Genomic DNA, 15,687 nt, shown 5'->3' with positions numbered 1-15,687 from the left:
CTGTTATATCCTTGTTTTTCTTAATTTGGCGAAGAAGGGGTGAGGTAACGTGAACTTAGATCAAGTTGTAGCAACTTTAACAGTACATTTTCAGAAATCCTTGAATGATGGGGAACAACGGAAAATCATTTTTTGGTTTGATAAAGATCAAGAGTTTGTTGATGATATTGAACAAATTGAAATCAAGGAGGTAAAAGTCCATCAATTAACCAAACGAAACAACTTTTATACGAAATACTTACTTGAGGAAGAAGATCCAACTTCTCATTATTTAATCTATACAAATGAAGAGCTTAGTGTAGAGGATAATTGGTTAATTGATTCAGTCTTGTATTCGAAGACGTTCTATGCTGATAAAATTTCACTGCTGCTTAACGACTTACATATTGATACTTCGTTACGAGCTGTCGTTAAGAAGTATGAGAAGTTTTTCAATAATAAAGAGAGATATCGAAAGTTCCAAACCTTTTCTATTGAAACTTATACAGAGGAAGCGATTGAAATAGCAATCTTGAGTGTACTCTGTAATGTGAAAACACCTGATATTGAAGCTATTGTAAAAACCGTGTTGATGGATTCGTTGAATGATCAAGAAAACAAGTATATCGAGCAGATGGACAAGTTTTTCGATGTGGATGTATTCTGGAAATATGTCGCTCATCACTACGGGTATGAACGTAAGCAAAAATCATTAAAGACGTTATTTATCCATTTAACGGTGACAGCACTAAGTCATTCGATTGAGGAGAGTTATTTAGCTAATATCAAGCAATACATAGCAGAACGTAACAAATCAAATGGATTAGTCTTTATTGATCATTGGATGCACTATAAAGCTGATTATGAGCAATATAACGAATATGCAGAGCTTATTGAGCAAGAAATACAACTCTCGGATCTAGTCAATAAAATGCCGATTGAAGCCTTTAATCAAGCGGATACGTTTCCTTACTTTGACAGAGCGATTATCATTAACATAGCCAATAGTCTTTCTACAAATTTGGAGGACTATGATGACTATATTAAGTTAATCAAACTTAGAAGAACGAAACATTTTTATGAGACATACGAGAACATTTACGAGGCATTGTTCTACACAGTTAAAATTCATCAATTCTATAAAGAGCATCAAACAGGTATCCCACAAGGACAAGCTATTGACATGTACAAGTCCTACGTGAGTCACTATTACAAAATGGATACATATTATCGAAAGTTTTATGTTGCTTATGACAAAGAGGCAAATAGCGAATTATTGAAGAAGTTGAAGACTCTGGTCGAGAACCTCTATACCAATTGGTATCAAAGTGAGTTAAGTGCTCATTGGTCAAAAGCCGTACATTCAGAACTAACAAAAGAGTGGTCACTACCTGGTGTCAGAAACCAACAAGGTTTTTATCAAAGTAATGTTAGTTCTAAAGTAAGTAAAGGTGAGCGTGTATTTGTGATTATCTCCGATGCAATGCGTTATGAAGTTGGAGTCGAGATTAGTGAGCGACTAAACGCTGAGACATTGGGAAGTTGTGAACTCGATACAATGTTAGGGGTTATCCCATCGGTAACAAAGCTCGGAATGGCTTCATTATTGCCCCACCGAACCGTTGATTTTGACCAAAATGGAAGAGTATTTGTTGATGGCAAGGATTCATCAGGGCTTGATAACCGTCGTAAGATCATTGCATACGCTGAGAGTGAAAGTGTTGCGATCCAGTTTCAAGACGTATTTGCGATGAATAAAGCAGGAAGAAGGGAACATTTCAAAGGTAAAAAACTCATTTACATCTATCACGATACGATTGATGCCATGGGAGATAAAGCGTCTACTGAGATGTATACGTTTGATGCTGTCGAAAAGGCAATGAGTGAAATCTATGATTTAGTCAAAATCATTCGTGATGACTTAAGCGGGACAAATATTTACATTACCGCTGACCATGGGTTCTTATATCAACGTGAAGCACTTGAAGAGAGCGATAAGATCGAGAAAGAAAGAATGGATAATATTGAAGTGAAACGTCGTTATATGCTTTCACAAGAAAAAAGAGAAGTTTCTGGCTTACTTGATTTAGATTTGAGCTCAGTCGTAAAAAATGAGCAAGGGCAAACGGCTTATGTACCGAACGCTACGATACGTTTTAAAATGCAAGGCTCAGGTGTGAATTTCGTCCATGGTGGGGCGAGTTTACAAGAGGTTGTTGTTCCACTCTTAAAGTTTAAAAATAAGCGTACTGGACAAAAAGGTACTAAAGCGATACAAAAAGTGGATATCAAGCTAACGAATACTACGAGAAAAATAACAAATAGCATCTTCAACTTATCTTTCTTCCAAACAGAAAAAGTGGAAGAGAAAATGACTGCAAGAACCGTTGTCATCTATATGGCTGATGAAACAGGTAATGTAGTTTCAAACGAAGAAACATTGATAGGTGATCGAGAATTTGATAATCCAGAAGATCGCACGTTTAAGCTGCGGTTTGTATTAAAGTCTATCCCTTATAATAAAAGCGAAAACTATTACTTAAACATCAAAGACATAGAAACAGGAGTGGTTGTTGAACGGATTCCTTTTACGATTAACTTAGGAATTGTCAGTGATTTTGACTTCTAAAAAGAGGAGGGCTGTGAATGGAAGAGCAAGTGAATGAAATTGAAGTGGTTGATTTAGATAAAAAGCTCAATGATGTATTTGCAGGTCGTGTCGTGCGAAAAGATTTAACGAACATCATTAAAGAAGGAGCAAATGTTCCTGTTTACGTATTAGAATACCTTCTGGGCATGTATTGTGCAACGGATGATGAAGAAAGCATTCAAGAAGGGTTAGAGCGTGTTAAAAAGATACTATCGGATAACTACGTTAGACCTGATGAAGCGGAGAAGATTAAATCTCGCATTCGTGAACTTGGACAATACTCCGTTATTGATAAAATTACTGTTGCCTTAAATCCCAAGATTGACACATACGAAGCTGAATTTTCGAATTTAGGATTAAAGGGTGTGCCGATTGCTGCTACCTTTGTTAAGGAGTTTGACAAGCTCTTAGCAGGTGGTATCTGGTGTATGGTGAAGATTGATTACTATTACGATGAAGAGGTAAAGAACTCCATGCCGTTTAGCGTTAATAGTTTAAAGCCGATCCAAATGCCAAATATGGATTTAAACGAAATCATAGAAGGTAGAAAGAGTTTTACGAAAGACGAATGGATTGATGTTCTTATTCGTTCAACTGGAATGGAACCAACACAACTAGAAGAGAAGGTAAAGTGGCATTTATTATTACGTCTTGTGCCACTAGTAGAAAACAACTATAACATGTGCGAACTAGGTCCTCGTGGTACAGGAAAATCCCATGTGTATAAGGAAATCTCACCGAACTCGATCCTGGTTTCAGGTGGTCAATCAACGGTTGCCAATCTGTTCTATAATATGTCTTCAAGAAAAATTGGTCTGGTAGGTTTATGGGATTGTGTAGCCTTTGATGAAGTGGCAGGAATACGATTTAAAGATAAAGATGGAATCCAAATTATGAAAGATTATATGGCAAGCGGCTCATTTGCAAGGGGAAAAGAAGAGAAAACAGCGTCAGCTTCGATGGTTTTTGTCGGAAACATAAACCAAAGTGTAGATTCGCTTATTAAGACTTCACATCTCTTTGCTCCTTTTCCAGAAGAGATGGCAAACGACTCAGCGTTTTTCGATCGTATACATTACTACTTACCTGGTTGGGAAATCCCAAAAATGAGACCTGATTTCTTCACTCTTAAATATGGTTTCATCGTGGATTACATTGCTGAATTTTTTCGGGAAATGAGAAAACGCTCATTTGCTGACTCGATTGATCGTTATTATAAACTTGGTAATAATCTCAATCAACGTGATACAGTCGCCGTTAGAAAGACTGTTTCAGGAATGATGAAACTTATCTATCCACATGGACAGTATACAATCGAGGACGTTGAAGAAGTCCTGCAATATGCTCTTGAAGGAAGAAGAAGAGTAAAAGAGCAGCTGAAGAAAATTGGTGGTATGGAATTTTATGATGTAATGTTCTCTTATATTAACAAAGAAACTCTACAAGAAGAACACGTTTCAGTTCCTGAACAAGGCGGAGGGAAGTTAATCCCTGAGGGTATGGGGAAACCAGGCCATGTTTATGTTGTCGGCCATGGTAACTCTGGAATGATAGGAGTATATAAACTCGAAAATCAAGTAGTAAGTGGAACTGGTAAATTTGATAAATCGGGTGTAGGCTCCAATCGTGGAGCGAAAGAAAGTTTAGATACAGCATTCAGGTTTTTCACAGCCAATAGCAAAGCTATCAGTAACACCATTAGCACGAAAACAAAAGATTACTTGATGCACATTAGTGATCTCCAAGGCATTGGTCTAACGGAGGAGCTTGCGATAGCAGAGTTGATTGGATTATGTTCAGGAGCTTTAGATAAACCATTGCAAGAAAGTATGGTTGTTATCGGGAACATGACCGTTGATGGAACAATTTCTAAAGTAGAAGAGTTTGCGAATGTATTGCAAGTATGTGTAGATGCGGGAGCAAAAAAAGTGTTAATTCCTGCTTCGGCTGTAATGGATTTTCAAACTGTTCCACCAGATTTGTTGATTAAGGTTCAGCCTGTTTTTTATTCAGATCCGACAGATGCAGTGTTTAAGGCGTTGGGGGTAGGATAATTATATTGTGCTAACTCTATGTTGGAGAGGGGAAGAATCGGTATTTAACCGATTCTTTTCTTACATGAATATAGGAAGGAGGAAGTATGGTGAAAATCTATTCAAGAGATTATTGTTCACTTACAATGAAAGAAAAAGATGAGTGGAATATATTACGAGAAAGAGAGGTAATTCATAAAATAGGGGATGGGGACTTAGCTATTAGGAAAAGTTTATATAGAGAGTATCCAGTAGCAGTTAGACATTATTTAAGTCTTTTTCCAAACAACCATCTTGATATTGTTGATTTACGGAATACAGAATACTTATCAAATAATGTAGAATTGTTTTATAGTTTGATTAACAGCCCTTCAAAAATGAACGTGATATTTTAAACTGGATACAAAAAGAAAATGCATACTTTATTATTGCATCAATTATGAAAGGTTTTTATTCTTTCGGTCACCACGATGCATTTATTATTCCTGAAATTCAATTAGGAAACTCCTTTCAGGTAGATTTTCTCATTATAGGTAAAAGTTCAGGAGGATATGAATTATATTTGTGGAGTTAGAGCATCCCAATAAAAATATTACAATTAATAGTGGACATATTGGTGATGCTTTAAGAAAAGGTGAAAGACAGGTAATAGATTGGAAATGCTGGTTAGAAGCTAATTTTTCATCAATCTATGAAACATTTAAAAAATATAAATCGCCAATTCAAGAACTCCCTATTGAGTTTATGAAATATGATAGTTCTCGTATGCACTATGCAGTAATAGCTGGAAGAAGAAGTAATTTTACTGAGAAAACATATCAAATCAAAAGACAGTCGAAGTTATCAAATAATATCCAGTTTCTGCATTATGATAACCTATATGACTCAGCCAAAAGTTTAATTGGTAAGTCCACTTATTAATAATTTGAAATTGTGCTAGAAAGAAAAATTGCAATATGTTTTCGGATTTCTTAGGTGAAAAATATGTAATAAAATATAGGGAGGTGTTTTTACTGTTAAAATTTCCCGAAATGATTGAAAGGTATCCTGATCTGCTAAAAATTTTATTAGAAAGTAAGAGGTTTTCTTTGGAAACGATAACCCAAGCTCAAATAAAACAAATGTTAAGGAGTAAAATTCCAGTGGCTGGGGTTTATCTTATTACAGATTCAGAGGATAGACCTTTGTATGTTGGAAGGTCAAAAAATTTGGCTCAACGCATAGGTAGAGACCATAGGTCGTTAAATAAGAACGCTGCTAATTTAACATATAGGATTTCTATAATGAATAATATATCTCACAAGGAAGCAAGAGATTATGTGTTTGGAGATTTTTTTGTAAGATTTCTAAAAGTTGAGAATGAACACGATAGAACTGTTTTTGAAGTGTTTGTCGCAATGGAATTGGACACACCTTATAATAGCTTTTTAGAGCATTAAGATTAAAAAAATTTAATTATAAGGGAATTAAATTTTATGAATAAAGGACTATATAATAAACATAATAGAAAATTTAGATATATATTTAAAAGAAAAATCACCTAAAAAGCCAAATGTAATTCTGAGGATTAGTTTAGGCAGAAGTGATGGAAGGAGAACAAAAATATTCGAATTTGTTCCCCGTTGAGTATTGCATATAGAATGAGCCGTTTTAAACCACTAGTTGCAATAAATTGAGCCAGTAAGTGCACAGGGGGGAGCCACCGTTAATGTTTTGCTATGAACTGCGCAAATTCTATTATCTGCCACCATTGACTTAATATTTGTACGTGTTGAGTTAGAATCACAGGTCTGTCATAAATAATGCCATAGTGGCAACCTGCTCAAATATGATAATACGGACAAATCAATTCTAAACCTTCGCTGACTGACGGGACCCCCACCCCTTCCAGCAAATGCAAAGAATCGGGTGTTACAGTCAATGGCAAGCAGCTCCGCTGTTGCTTCCTGCTTTGCAAAAGGTGGCTCTAAACTACGCAAGTGGCTCAATTCAATAATCACCTGTTATACTAATTAACTTAAGGCTAGTTCTTTTACGTTTTTAACAGTAAAATTATCACTTTCTAGGATAAATACTGTAATATCTTTTCTTCTATGTTCATTTTTCTTAATAAAGAGTTTAAGAAATTCAAAATCATGTGTGGAGAATAAAAGTTGTTTTTTTATATCGGAAAGAACGTCACAAATTGAAAATTGATTAACATCATCCATATTTTGGATAGGGTCATCAATTGCTACAAAATCTAATTTACTAATCATTTGTGCTTGATTTACAGCAAGGAAAATTGATATAGCTAATACATTTAATTGTCCTGAACTCATTGAATATTGAACATTTGACAATTTGAAATTTCTACCACTTCTATCATCATATGACATAATGATCTCTAGCTCTTCATGTTGTTTTGATTCAAAGATAACTGTGTTTGTTAACGGCATTGGATTTAAGTAACTAAAGTATTTTTGAATGCTAGAATTAGGTTTATTTAGAAAATAAGTGGCTTTTTCTCCAAGTCTTTCATAACTCCCGGTCCGTATTCTTTCTAAACTTTCTAATTTATCTGTGTAAGTCTTTATTTTATCTAGCAGTTTTTCTTTTTCTATTTCGTTTTGTTTAATTTTTTTACTAATTTTTTCATTTTCTGAAATCATCTTGGCAGAGCTGGTTGCACTTCTTACTTTTTCATAACGCTCATTTAAACGGTATATTGAATTTTTAACATCTTTGTAATGCTCTTCTATATCAAAATTGGTAGTCGTCTCTTCTGTTAAGTCCTGCCAAAGTTGTTGCTGCTTAATATAATCTTCATAGAGTAGCTCAGTTTCTTTAGTTTTTTCTGTATTATGATCTATATATATATTGAGTCTATTTATATAGCGATTATAATGATTTAACTGCTTTTTTAGATGTTGTTCTAGTTCTTTTTCATATGAATCTATACCTAGGGAAGAAAATTCAGATTGTTTCTTTATTAGCTTTTCTTGTTCAATTATTGTGTTTTTTAGATCCATATGTAGATCAATTTCATCAGAACATTGATCAATTAATGACAATAACTTTCCCCTTTCTAATCTAAGTAAGTAATTTGAGAAATAGGAGGAATTCTTTATATTCAAAATTTGCTTTTTTGCTCTTTCTAAATTGCGTTTTATATTATTAATCTCGTTTTTGAAATTATCCCGCCTTCTTTCAAGGGTCTCTTTACTTTTTTGAAAGCGGTCCTTTTTCTTAATATATTTTGAAATAGTTTGTGACTGTTGAGAAATTAATTCTAAATTAGCTTGTATATTATTATATACTTTACTACCTAGTGATTCGTTTTTACTTGAACATACAGGGCACTTTTTTATATTATTATCAATAATATATTTGTAAATTGCTTCAATGCTTTTGTTTAGGTTTAACAAAGAGTGGTCTTCGTCTTTGATAGTTAGATATCCTTCTAATTGATTAATAATTCTTTCTCTTTTATAGATTTTATGATTAATCTGATCTAACTTTTCTTCTTTTAGGAGAATATCTTTTGGAAACTTTTCAACATTTAATAATAGATTGATATACTCTTCGGAAATCCTATTTATATAATCTAATCTTAATTGAAGATTTTGTCGCTTTGACAAAATACGATTAATGTAAGAAACAGAGCGCTGTTCATCCGAAAGATACCTTGATAAATATTCCTCGTTTTTATGTATTAAATCAGTCAGATTTTTCATTTCATAAATTGATTGCTTTTCAATAGTCAAATTATCAATCTTTTTTTGAGTCTCTGTTTTATACAATTCAATTTGTTCAATAGAGTTTTTGGCTTTTCCGAACCGTGCTTTTAAGTAACTTATTTTTTGTTTTAAGAACTCAGTTTCTGAGATTAAATCTGAATATAGTGTATTTTTTTGAGGTGAAAGTTTATTTATTATTTTATACTTTCTTTCTAATTCGAATTTCTCTTTCTTTAAAGATTCTGAGAGAATTTGTAATTGTTTCTCAATATCGCCTGAATCGACTTTAATGTTTAATTCACTGAGTAATTTGTTGATGTTGAGAATGTCAACTTCGCGGTAATCTTTTTCATCATTTAGGATTAATTTATCGTAATATGCTATATCCTTTTCGTGTTGAGTTATTTCTTTTTTTAAAGCCTCTGAAAATTGTTTGATATTCTCTAAGAAATATATCATTTGTTTATATCCCATAATGTCTGCTAAAGATTTAAAACGATCTTTAGGATTATCTCGAAGAATAAAATCTGTAATTTGGTCCTGAGATAAAATGTGCGATTGTTTGATTAAACGATTTGTAAATTCTGAAGTGTTTCCAGTGTGATTTTTCTTCAGGTAATTTTCTACGTTCGTCTGTCCCCGCACTATAATTTCATCTGATTCATTGCTTATTGTTACAGACTCACTTTTGTATTCGTTACGCTCTTTACGGAAAGATCTACATAGTTTGCGGCCATCAAACGATAACGTTACTGAGCAAGTTGAATCTTCTTCAAGAAGGTGATTATATATAATACTTTTATCAATTTTAGAAGATTCATTTTTTGAAAAACGACTGATATTCCCGGTCATGCACCACTCAATTGCATCAAAAAAAGAACTTTTCCCATAGCCATTCTCTCCATAAAGAATACAGATACTTTTATGTAAATTAAACTTGTGTTTACCTTTATAGTTCCTAAAATTTTCGATCTCAAGATATTCAATCCTCATGGCTTATATTCTCCAATCCTAAGTATTTGATCATACTTAATCTAACCTCTTCTTTATTCAACTTTCTAGCTGCACCGTCATTTTTCATTAAGAAGTTGATAAGGTTACCAACCTCACCATTTTCATTTTCTAAGAGCTGTAAAGTTATATGAAAGGGATCATCAATCCTTTCAATACTCCTTGTATCTGTGTATGGAATCCTGTCTAGATCCGTTAAGTCCTGAATAACATATTTTCTTAGGCCGCGAGCGTCTCTTTCTATAGAAAATGGAGTGTTTCCTTTGAATTTGGGGCCAAAACACACTAAAAAATAGGTATTCCAGATGTTGTGATTAATTTTTTTTATTTTATTGCGTACTTCAACAGCATCAATAATAATCTGTTCTTGAGAAACTTCTCCATTATATTTTTTTAATATAAATCCTACTGGTTCTTTATAGCAGTACGCCATATTTGGATGAAATATATCAGAGAATAGAACATCGAATCCAAGAGATACTAATTTGTCTAATGTTTTAGCATACGTCATTACATGCACCTTCTATCATGATAGGATTGTTTTCCACTTCAACTTAACTTGATTTTTATATTCTTCATATTCTTCATTTATTCTAATTAATTTTCGGTAATCTTTGGTTATTTGTTTTCCTGGAACTATAGACCAGTTTGAGTTTACTTCGTTGTGTGTTGCTTCTTTATTAAGACCAGCAACAACTGGTTTAAAATATTCATTGAAATCTAATTTCTCAATATCCTCAAAATCATCTTCAAAATAATCACCTTGAAAAATTGTATAATGAGATTGAAATAGCATTTGAATTTTTTCTTCTTCTGTTGCACTTAGAATAATTCCCATAAGTTTATCTATACCTTCTTCTTTACTTTGTTCCAATTCCAGACCAAGAGTAGAGATATGAGCGTTTTCCACTTCTTTGACAAAGAGTGTTCTATAATTCGTTGAAATTAACATTTCCTTCTCATATATAATCTTTAACATGAATAAAGTTTTCAAAATGTCTATAAGTATCTCTTTCTTATGATGAGCTGACATTTTCCGAACATTACTTGAATATTCCCTTCCTTCCATATAACGGTTTATTATTTCTATCACAGAAATACCGTTAGAAACCCACTCTTTTAATTCAATTCCAAATGTATCTAATTCATCGCATACTTTTTGTTTTAAAGTATCTGATAATCTATTAAAATCTTCGGTAATACGTGCTAAAGACTCTTCAATTAATTGATTACTATTAAAATCTCTATAAAAAGGATCAAGGTCATTTGCTGCCCGTTCGGCTAATATTTTTCTGTATAGTTCAGCATCATCGCATGTAATGAAAAGCACTGAACTATCATTCGAATGGTTACACCTTGAACTGAGTTCGCCAATTAAATAATCAATGGTTTCTCGAGAGACACCAACTGCTCTTCCTATAACCTTTCCAAGCTTTGAAGAGATTAAATCAATAAAATCCTCTAGTTTTCTCGGATTTATAGTTATAGGGTTAATAGAGAAACGAGAGAGTAGATCTCTTTCTGATGCACCATAAGTATCTAAAAAATCTATCTCTATATTATTAATAAGGGTTTTATTTTCAACTATTTTTTCCAATAGATGGTCATCCTCATTAATTGTACGATTAAATGACTCATTGTATAAATAATGTTCCATTTTTACTTTGGGAGAGTTCTTTATATAAAAGTTTGTTACTAATTCAAACTGAGTATTTATGCTGTTATCCTTTGGAAAGAATTTGGCCATATAAAAGAGTTTCTGTAGCCAATCTGAGTATAAGTCGGTTTTTGTTACTTCCACAGAAGATTCCCTGTCCTGTAAGACTTTTGATTTTACTTGTACAAATCTAATATCAGTTGAATTACCTACAATAAGATCTTGATGTAACTCAATAGCAACAAAATTCCATTTACCCTCAAGCAAATCTACCAAATAATATAGTGTTACAAGTAGCTGGAAATAGAAACCGGTCATGGCATTGAGTCCGCCTGTATCAGCTGGAGGTTCACTATTTAATTTGTTAATAATATCTACAATTTCTTCTGTATTTTTATCTTTAATACAATTGCTGATAAATGTCAGTTTATCTTGGTCTGTATTTAATTTCCGTCCTTCTTTTAAGGCATTAGTAATCTCTGTTTCATTCATGCAATATCCCCCACATAGAGTAATTAAATTATTTAATTGAAAAATTGGGTTAATTTGTATAGAGCCCTCGAAACTATTATAAATCTAATAGTTAAAAAGAACAAAATTATTAAGAGTCGATTTTTTAGTTCTCTAGAATTACTATGTTTTTAAAGTCAAACAATATAAAAACCAATTTATATGATCACCTTTTCCAAAGATAAAAATATAGGTACACTTGATTTAAAATAACTAAGTTCATATTACTTAATTAAATAGAGATCTGAATTAAACATGACCAAATAATTACGAAGAAGCTATACAAAAGAAAAGAATAAACAAATTTCTCAACTTCATACTTCTTAAAAATTACGTTCTGAGAATGTCATGGTATACTAGATTTCGCCATCAAACTTTACCAAATGGGTTCTGTAGCAATCACTATAGTAGGGTCCTGTGGAAAAAATAACCGAGCAAATGAACAGAAATAATTTTTCATTTAATTCAAAATTAGTATTTTAAGCAAGCGACACTGCTCAGGGGACGAGAGTAAATGTTAAGAAATTATCGTCACTAATACTTGGTTTTAGCAATGTGGGATGTCCTACAAATTGTCCGAAGTACGTACTTTTTGAAATGAGCGAAGAATTAATAGAACTGGATCGATATCTTTTAGGAGTACAATGAAAATCTATATCCAGGAAGAATATTAAGATAAGTAAGAAATGGAGAGGAATCTAAGGTAGTTGTAAGAGATTTGAAATACGTTAAGTCCAACATAGATAGCAATAATTTACGATTCACTAGATCATTTACCCATAGAATCATCAGCTACACTGCTGAACTTTTAAAAATTGCCGAGTCAGCTCAGTTTGTCGCAGTCGCTAACTATAATCTATAAGGTCTCAAATTATTCTCATGAATAGAGAGAGTGAGTTAAAAAATAGATCCCTGACAGCACACTTGAAACTTTTGGGATGACCGCTCATTTAGTAAAAATGGAGCTCCTTACGACAAATGCTGTAGACGAAGCATATATCACGGATGATAAGGTTTTTTAAACGCCAAATAAATACATTGCAACTTTCCTATTAACTTCTGACATTTCACATTCAAATTATTTATCTTTACACAAATTTTACACAACGACCCCACAAAACCTTATAAAATCAATACATTTTGACCTATATCGACCCCGACCACCGGTACCATTACATAAAGTTGATAATCGTTGAAGTAACGGTGATTTGAACGCTGATTTACGTTGATTTAGGAACGTGAATTGGCGTTTTTTGTTGTTTAAAAATAGTTTACGCAATGTTTTTTACCCATTTGAATGGTTTGCACTTCTTCGTGTCTGAACAATATTTTAATCTTACGAAAGGGTGTTGATATTCAAGGTGAATTAACCCTCCCTTTTAAGGAAAACTAAACCGGCAACTAATTAAACGAGGTGGTCCTAATGAAAAAGTATACTTGTTGGTGAATTAGACGAGAATGTCAAAATGGATAGGCTTATTTTAAAAATTGATGCACCAAATCTAAGTGGTGAAGATCATCGCTTTAGTGACGAAATTAAGGATATTAAAGTAGAGTTAGTTCATTATATAAAAGGTTGATGTCTTACTTGGAGTCGCTGGGGGTTTTGATAGTTGATTTATGGTAATTTCATTATTTCATACACCAGAAAGTAATAGGTTTTGCTGATAAATGTAATCTAACTCCAGTAATCCAGTGTCTAGCCCCACGCAACATTTCAGGACCTCTCAAGAAGATAAGATCAGATCAGTCAGGCATTACAGCAACAAATGATCCCCTAGTATTCTTAATGCAAGATATCTAAGGGAGTGGGGTTATGTTTTACCCTGAGGTGTGGTTTTTACTTCCAAATAGAAAGTGTTTAAAATTACTCGTTGGTATATTATGTGTTCTATGAATGTTGCTGTAAAAAAGGAAATACCCACCTGTAGACAATAAAGACAATAATAATTAAAACGCCTGTTGCTAAAACTTGTGCCCAGTCATCAAATATTTTCAATTTCATCTAGTCACCCCTTTTCACCTTCTATTATCTGTAAGTAGGGTGGAAACGATTACGATTTATCGGAAAAATAATTATCAGTTATAATCCATTACTCTTGGCCATATTGAAACGCACCTTGCTTAATTAGCTGATGCATTTTTCTTTTTGTGATACAATCTGTACCTCATAAGTGAACGTTAATGGTTTCGTACGTTCCTTATAGGATTAAATTGACAAACACATATATTTATTATAATCTGTATATGAACATATGCTCATATACAGGAATAGAATATAAAGTGTTAAATAAAACACATTAAGAAGAGGGATGTACGTGGAAAAGAGACAGCATCATTTTTTATCTGAGAATACAGTCGAAGAGGCATCTCGTATTTTAAAAGCAATATCAGACCCAACACGAATGAAAATATTATATTTACTATTTCAAGAAGAGTGTTCAGTTGGACATATGGTAGAGGTGCTGGGTATATCTCAATCGGCTATCTCTCATCAACTCGGCCATTTGCGTAACTTAAGATTAGTTAAATATCGACGTGAAGGAAACACATATTATTACGCCTATGATGATGAACACGTTGTCAATATTTTAAATCAGGTCATTGAACACATAGAACATCAATAAGGAGTTGATTATAATGGCCCACCATCACCACCATCCTGGGCACGATCATCATCATTTTGACCAACAGAGGGAAGGAAATAAAAAGGGTCTTCTCATTGCTTTACTAATTACAACAGGCATTATGGTATTAGAGTTCGTTGGTGGATTAATTACCAACAGCTTGGCGTTATTATCAGATAGTGGTCATATGTTAAGTGATGCCAGTTCATTAGCACTAAGTTTAGTGGCGATGTGGTTTGCTAGTCGTCCTGCCTCCCCTAATAAAACATATGGATTCTATCGTTTTGAAATTTTGGCGGCGTTATTCAATGGAGTAACTTTGTTTGTAATCGCTGGATTTATTATATATGAAGCGTTTGGTCGGTTTTTTGAGCCACCGTCTGTTGCCAGTGGAACGATGATGCTTATTGCTTCAGTTGGTTTAATCGCAAATCTCATTAGTGCTTGGTCATTAATGCGACAGGGTGATGTGAAAGACAATGTTAACTTACGAAGTGCCTACCTTCATGTGCTTGGTGATGCCCTTGGGTCAGTGGGGGCTTTGATTGCAGGAGCGCTTATGTTGTTCTTTGGTTGGTATATTGCAGACCCTATTATCTCGGTCGTAGTGGCATTGCTCATTTTAAAAAGTGCGTGGGGCGTACTCCAAAACAGCATTCATATTTTGATGGAGGGAACACCCTCTACGGTGAATCAAGAAGAGGTCAAGGAACTACTATCAGGTATTGAAGGGGTCAAGGATGTTCACGATTTGCACATCTGGACAATAACCTCTGGGTTGGATTCATTGAGTTGCCATTTATTAATTAACGATGATAATGAGGGGCAAGTGATCCTCCAAAAGGCGATAGATTTGATTCGGGAGCATTGTAAGATTGAGCATACAACGATTCAGGTAGAAAAGTCAGATTTGCAGCACGGTGATATGAGGGTTTAAGCGCTTAGCTTTTAGATATACTGAAGGCTTAGTTTTAAAAGGATAAGCGTATAAAATTTTGTAGTATAGAGGCAATGTCTAGCTTCAGCGCCCAGGTGCTCGAGGTCGTTTCAATTTCTGGCATCACGCTGGAAAACGCGTTATTTTCCAGAAATATCCAACGCTTGTCACACCTAAACACGGCGCTTCCGCTTTTCAATATGTCTAGCTCCAGCGCCCAGCCACTCGGGTCATTTTAGTCCCCTTCCGGCGGCAGCACACTGATTCACATCATGTAGAATCCCACGCAGGGCCAAACAGAGTTTGGTTCGAGCCTCCTCAGTGGCCTTCCAGTGACCTTCCTGGCTTCCCAGGGCGCTTCCGCTTTTCTTAATNGGCCAAACAGAGTTTGGTTCGAGCCTCCTCAGTGGCCTTCCAGTGACCTTCCTGGCTTCCCAGGGCGCTTCCGCTTTTCTTAATAGATAAGAAAGTATAAATTTTAGTTGCATAGATGTAATGTCTAGCTCCAGCACCCAGGTACTCGAGGTCGCTTCAATTCTTCCACAAACACAAAAAGCGTGTTAT

10 protein-coding genes are annotated in these 15,687 nt (G+C 34.0%); 7 read left to right on the top strand and 3 right to left on the bottom strand.

Features of this window, described 5'->3' with window-relative positions:
• Window positions 1-49: 49 nt before the first annotated feature.
• The 5 genes from pglZ (at window position 50) to NON16_RS21310 (ending at window position 6,101) form a co-directional block, all read left to right on the top strand.
• The gene (pglZ, locus tag NON16_RS21330; protein WP_257351440.1) at window positions 50-2,608 is read left to right on the top strand and encodes a BREX-1 system phosphatase PglZ type A; all 2,559 of its coding nucleotides are present in this window, start codon (window positions 50-52) and stop codon (window positions 2,606-2,608) included.
• Window positions 2,609-2,625: 17 nt separating this feature from the next.
• Window positions 2,626-4,683, top strand: a complete 2,058-nt coding sequence (gene brxL, locus NON16_RS21325) for a protease Lon-related BREX system protein BrxL (protein WP_257351439.1) — start codon at window positions 2,626-2,628, stop codon at window positions 4,681-4,683.
• 89 nt (window positions 4,684-4,772) lie between these two features.
• The gene (locus NON16_RS21320; protein ID WP_257351438.1) at window positions 4,773-5,057 is read left to right on the top strand and encodes a hypothetical protein; all 285 of its coding nucleotides are present in this window, start codon (window positions 4,773-4,775) and stop codon (window positions 5,055-5,057) included.
• Between the two features lie 169 nt (window positions 5,058-5,226).
• Complete coding sequence (locus NON16_RS21315; protein WP_257351437.1) at window positions 5,227-5,583, top strand: Shedu anti-phage system protein SduA domain-containing protein; 357 nt, start codon at window positions 5,227-5,229, stop codon at window positions 5,581-5,583.
• A gap of 35 nt (window positions 5,584-5,618) precedes the next feature.
• On the top strand, window positions 5,619-6,101 hold the full coding sequence (locus NON16_RS21310; RefSeq protein WP_257351436.1) for a GIY-YIG nuclease family protein: 483 nt from the start codon (window positions 5,619-5,621) through the stop codon (window positions 6,099-6,101).
• A 573-nt stretch (window positions 6,102-6,674) separates the two neighbouring features.
• Here the strand turns inward: NON16_RS21310 and NON16_RS21305 are convergent.
• From NON16_RS21305 to NON16_RS21295, 3 genes are read right to left on the bottom strand one after another with little or no spacing between them, the layout of a single operon-like run.
• Complete coding sequence (locus NON16_RS21305) at window positions 6,675-9,374, bottom strand: AAA family ATPase (RefSeq protein ID WP_257351435.1); 2,700 nt, start codon at window positions 9,372-9,374, stop codon at window positions 6,675-6,677.
• The gene (locus NON16_RS21300) at window positions 9,364-9,903 is read right to left on the bottom strand and encodes an ABC-three component system middle component 1 (RefSeq protein WP_257351434.1); all 540 of its coding nucleotides are present in this window, start codon (window positions 9,901-9,903) and stop codon (window positions 9,364-9,366) included. The genes NON16_RS21305 and NON16_RS21300 overlap by 11 nt, the downstream gene beginning before the upstream one ends.
• Before the next feature lie 15 nt (window positions 9,904-9,918).
• A complete protein-coding gene (locus tag NON16_RS21295; RefSeq protein WP_257351433.1) occupies window positions 9,919-11,541 on the bottom strand; it encodes a dsDNA nuclease domain-containing protein in 1,623 nt (540 codons plus the stop codon).
• 2,330 nt (window positions 11,542-13,871) lie between these two features.
• Between NON16_RS21295 and NON16_RS21290 the strand changes: the two genes are divergently transcribed.
• The gene (locus NON16_RS21290; RefSeq protein ID WP_372508859.1) at window positions 13,872-14,186 is read left to right on the top strand and encodes an ArsR/SmtB family transcription factor; all 315 of its coding nucleotides are present in this window, start codon (window positions 13,872-13,874) and stop codon (window positions 14,184-14,186) included.
• Between the two features lie 13 nt (window positions 14,187-14,199).
• Window positions 14,200-15,123: a cation diffusion facilitator family transporter gene (locus NON16_RS21285; RefSeq protein WP_257351432.1), complete on the top strand. Its 924-nt coding sequence runs from the start codon at window positions 14,200-14,202 to the stop codon at window positions 15,121-15,123.
• Window positions 15,124-15,687 lie beyond the last annotated feature (564 nt).

This window comes from Pseudalkalibacillus decolorationis, assembly GCF_024609785.1.
Taxonomy (GTDB): Bacteria; Bacillota; Bacilli; order Bacillales; family Fictibacillaceae; genus Pseudalkalibacillus; species Pseudalkalibacillus decolorationis.
The sequence above is the reverse complement of the archived record's forward strand: the minus strand, read 5'-3'. Positions and strand labels throughout refer to the sequence as shown.

Bases quoted from the DNA above. Each gene is read 5' to 3' on its own strand.
- NON16_RS21295 (WP_257351433.1), bottom strand. From the start codon at position 11,541: ATGAATGAAACAGAGATTACTAATGCCTTAAAAGAAGGACGGAAATTA.
- NON16_RS21305 (WP_257351435.1), bottom strand. From the start codon at position 9,374: ATGAGGATTGAATATCTTGAGATCGAAAATTTTAGGAACTATAAAGGT.
- brxL (WP_257351439.1), top strand. From the start codon at position 2,626: ATGGAAGAGCAAGTGAATGAAATTGAAGTGGTTGATTTAGATAAAAAG.
- NON16_RS21310 (WP_257351436.1), top strand. From the start codon at position 5,619: ATGTTTTCGGATTTCTTAGGTGAAAAATATGTAATAAAATATAGGGAG.
- NON16_RS21290 (WP_372508859.1), top strand. From the start codon at position 13,872: ATGTACGTGGAAAAGAGACAGCATCATTTTTTATCTGAGAATACAGTC.
- NON16_RS21285 (WP_257351432.1), top strand. From the start codon at position 14,200: ATGGCCCACCATCACCACCATCCTGGGCACGATCATCATCATTTTGAC.
- NON16_RS21300 (WP_257351434.1), bottom strand. From the start codon at position 9,903: ATGACGTATGCTAAAACATTAGACAAATTAGTATCTCTTGGATTCGAT.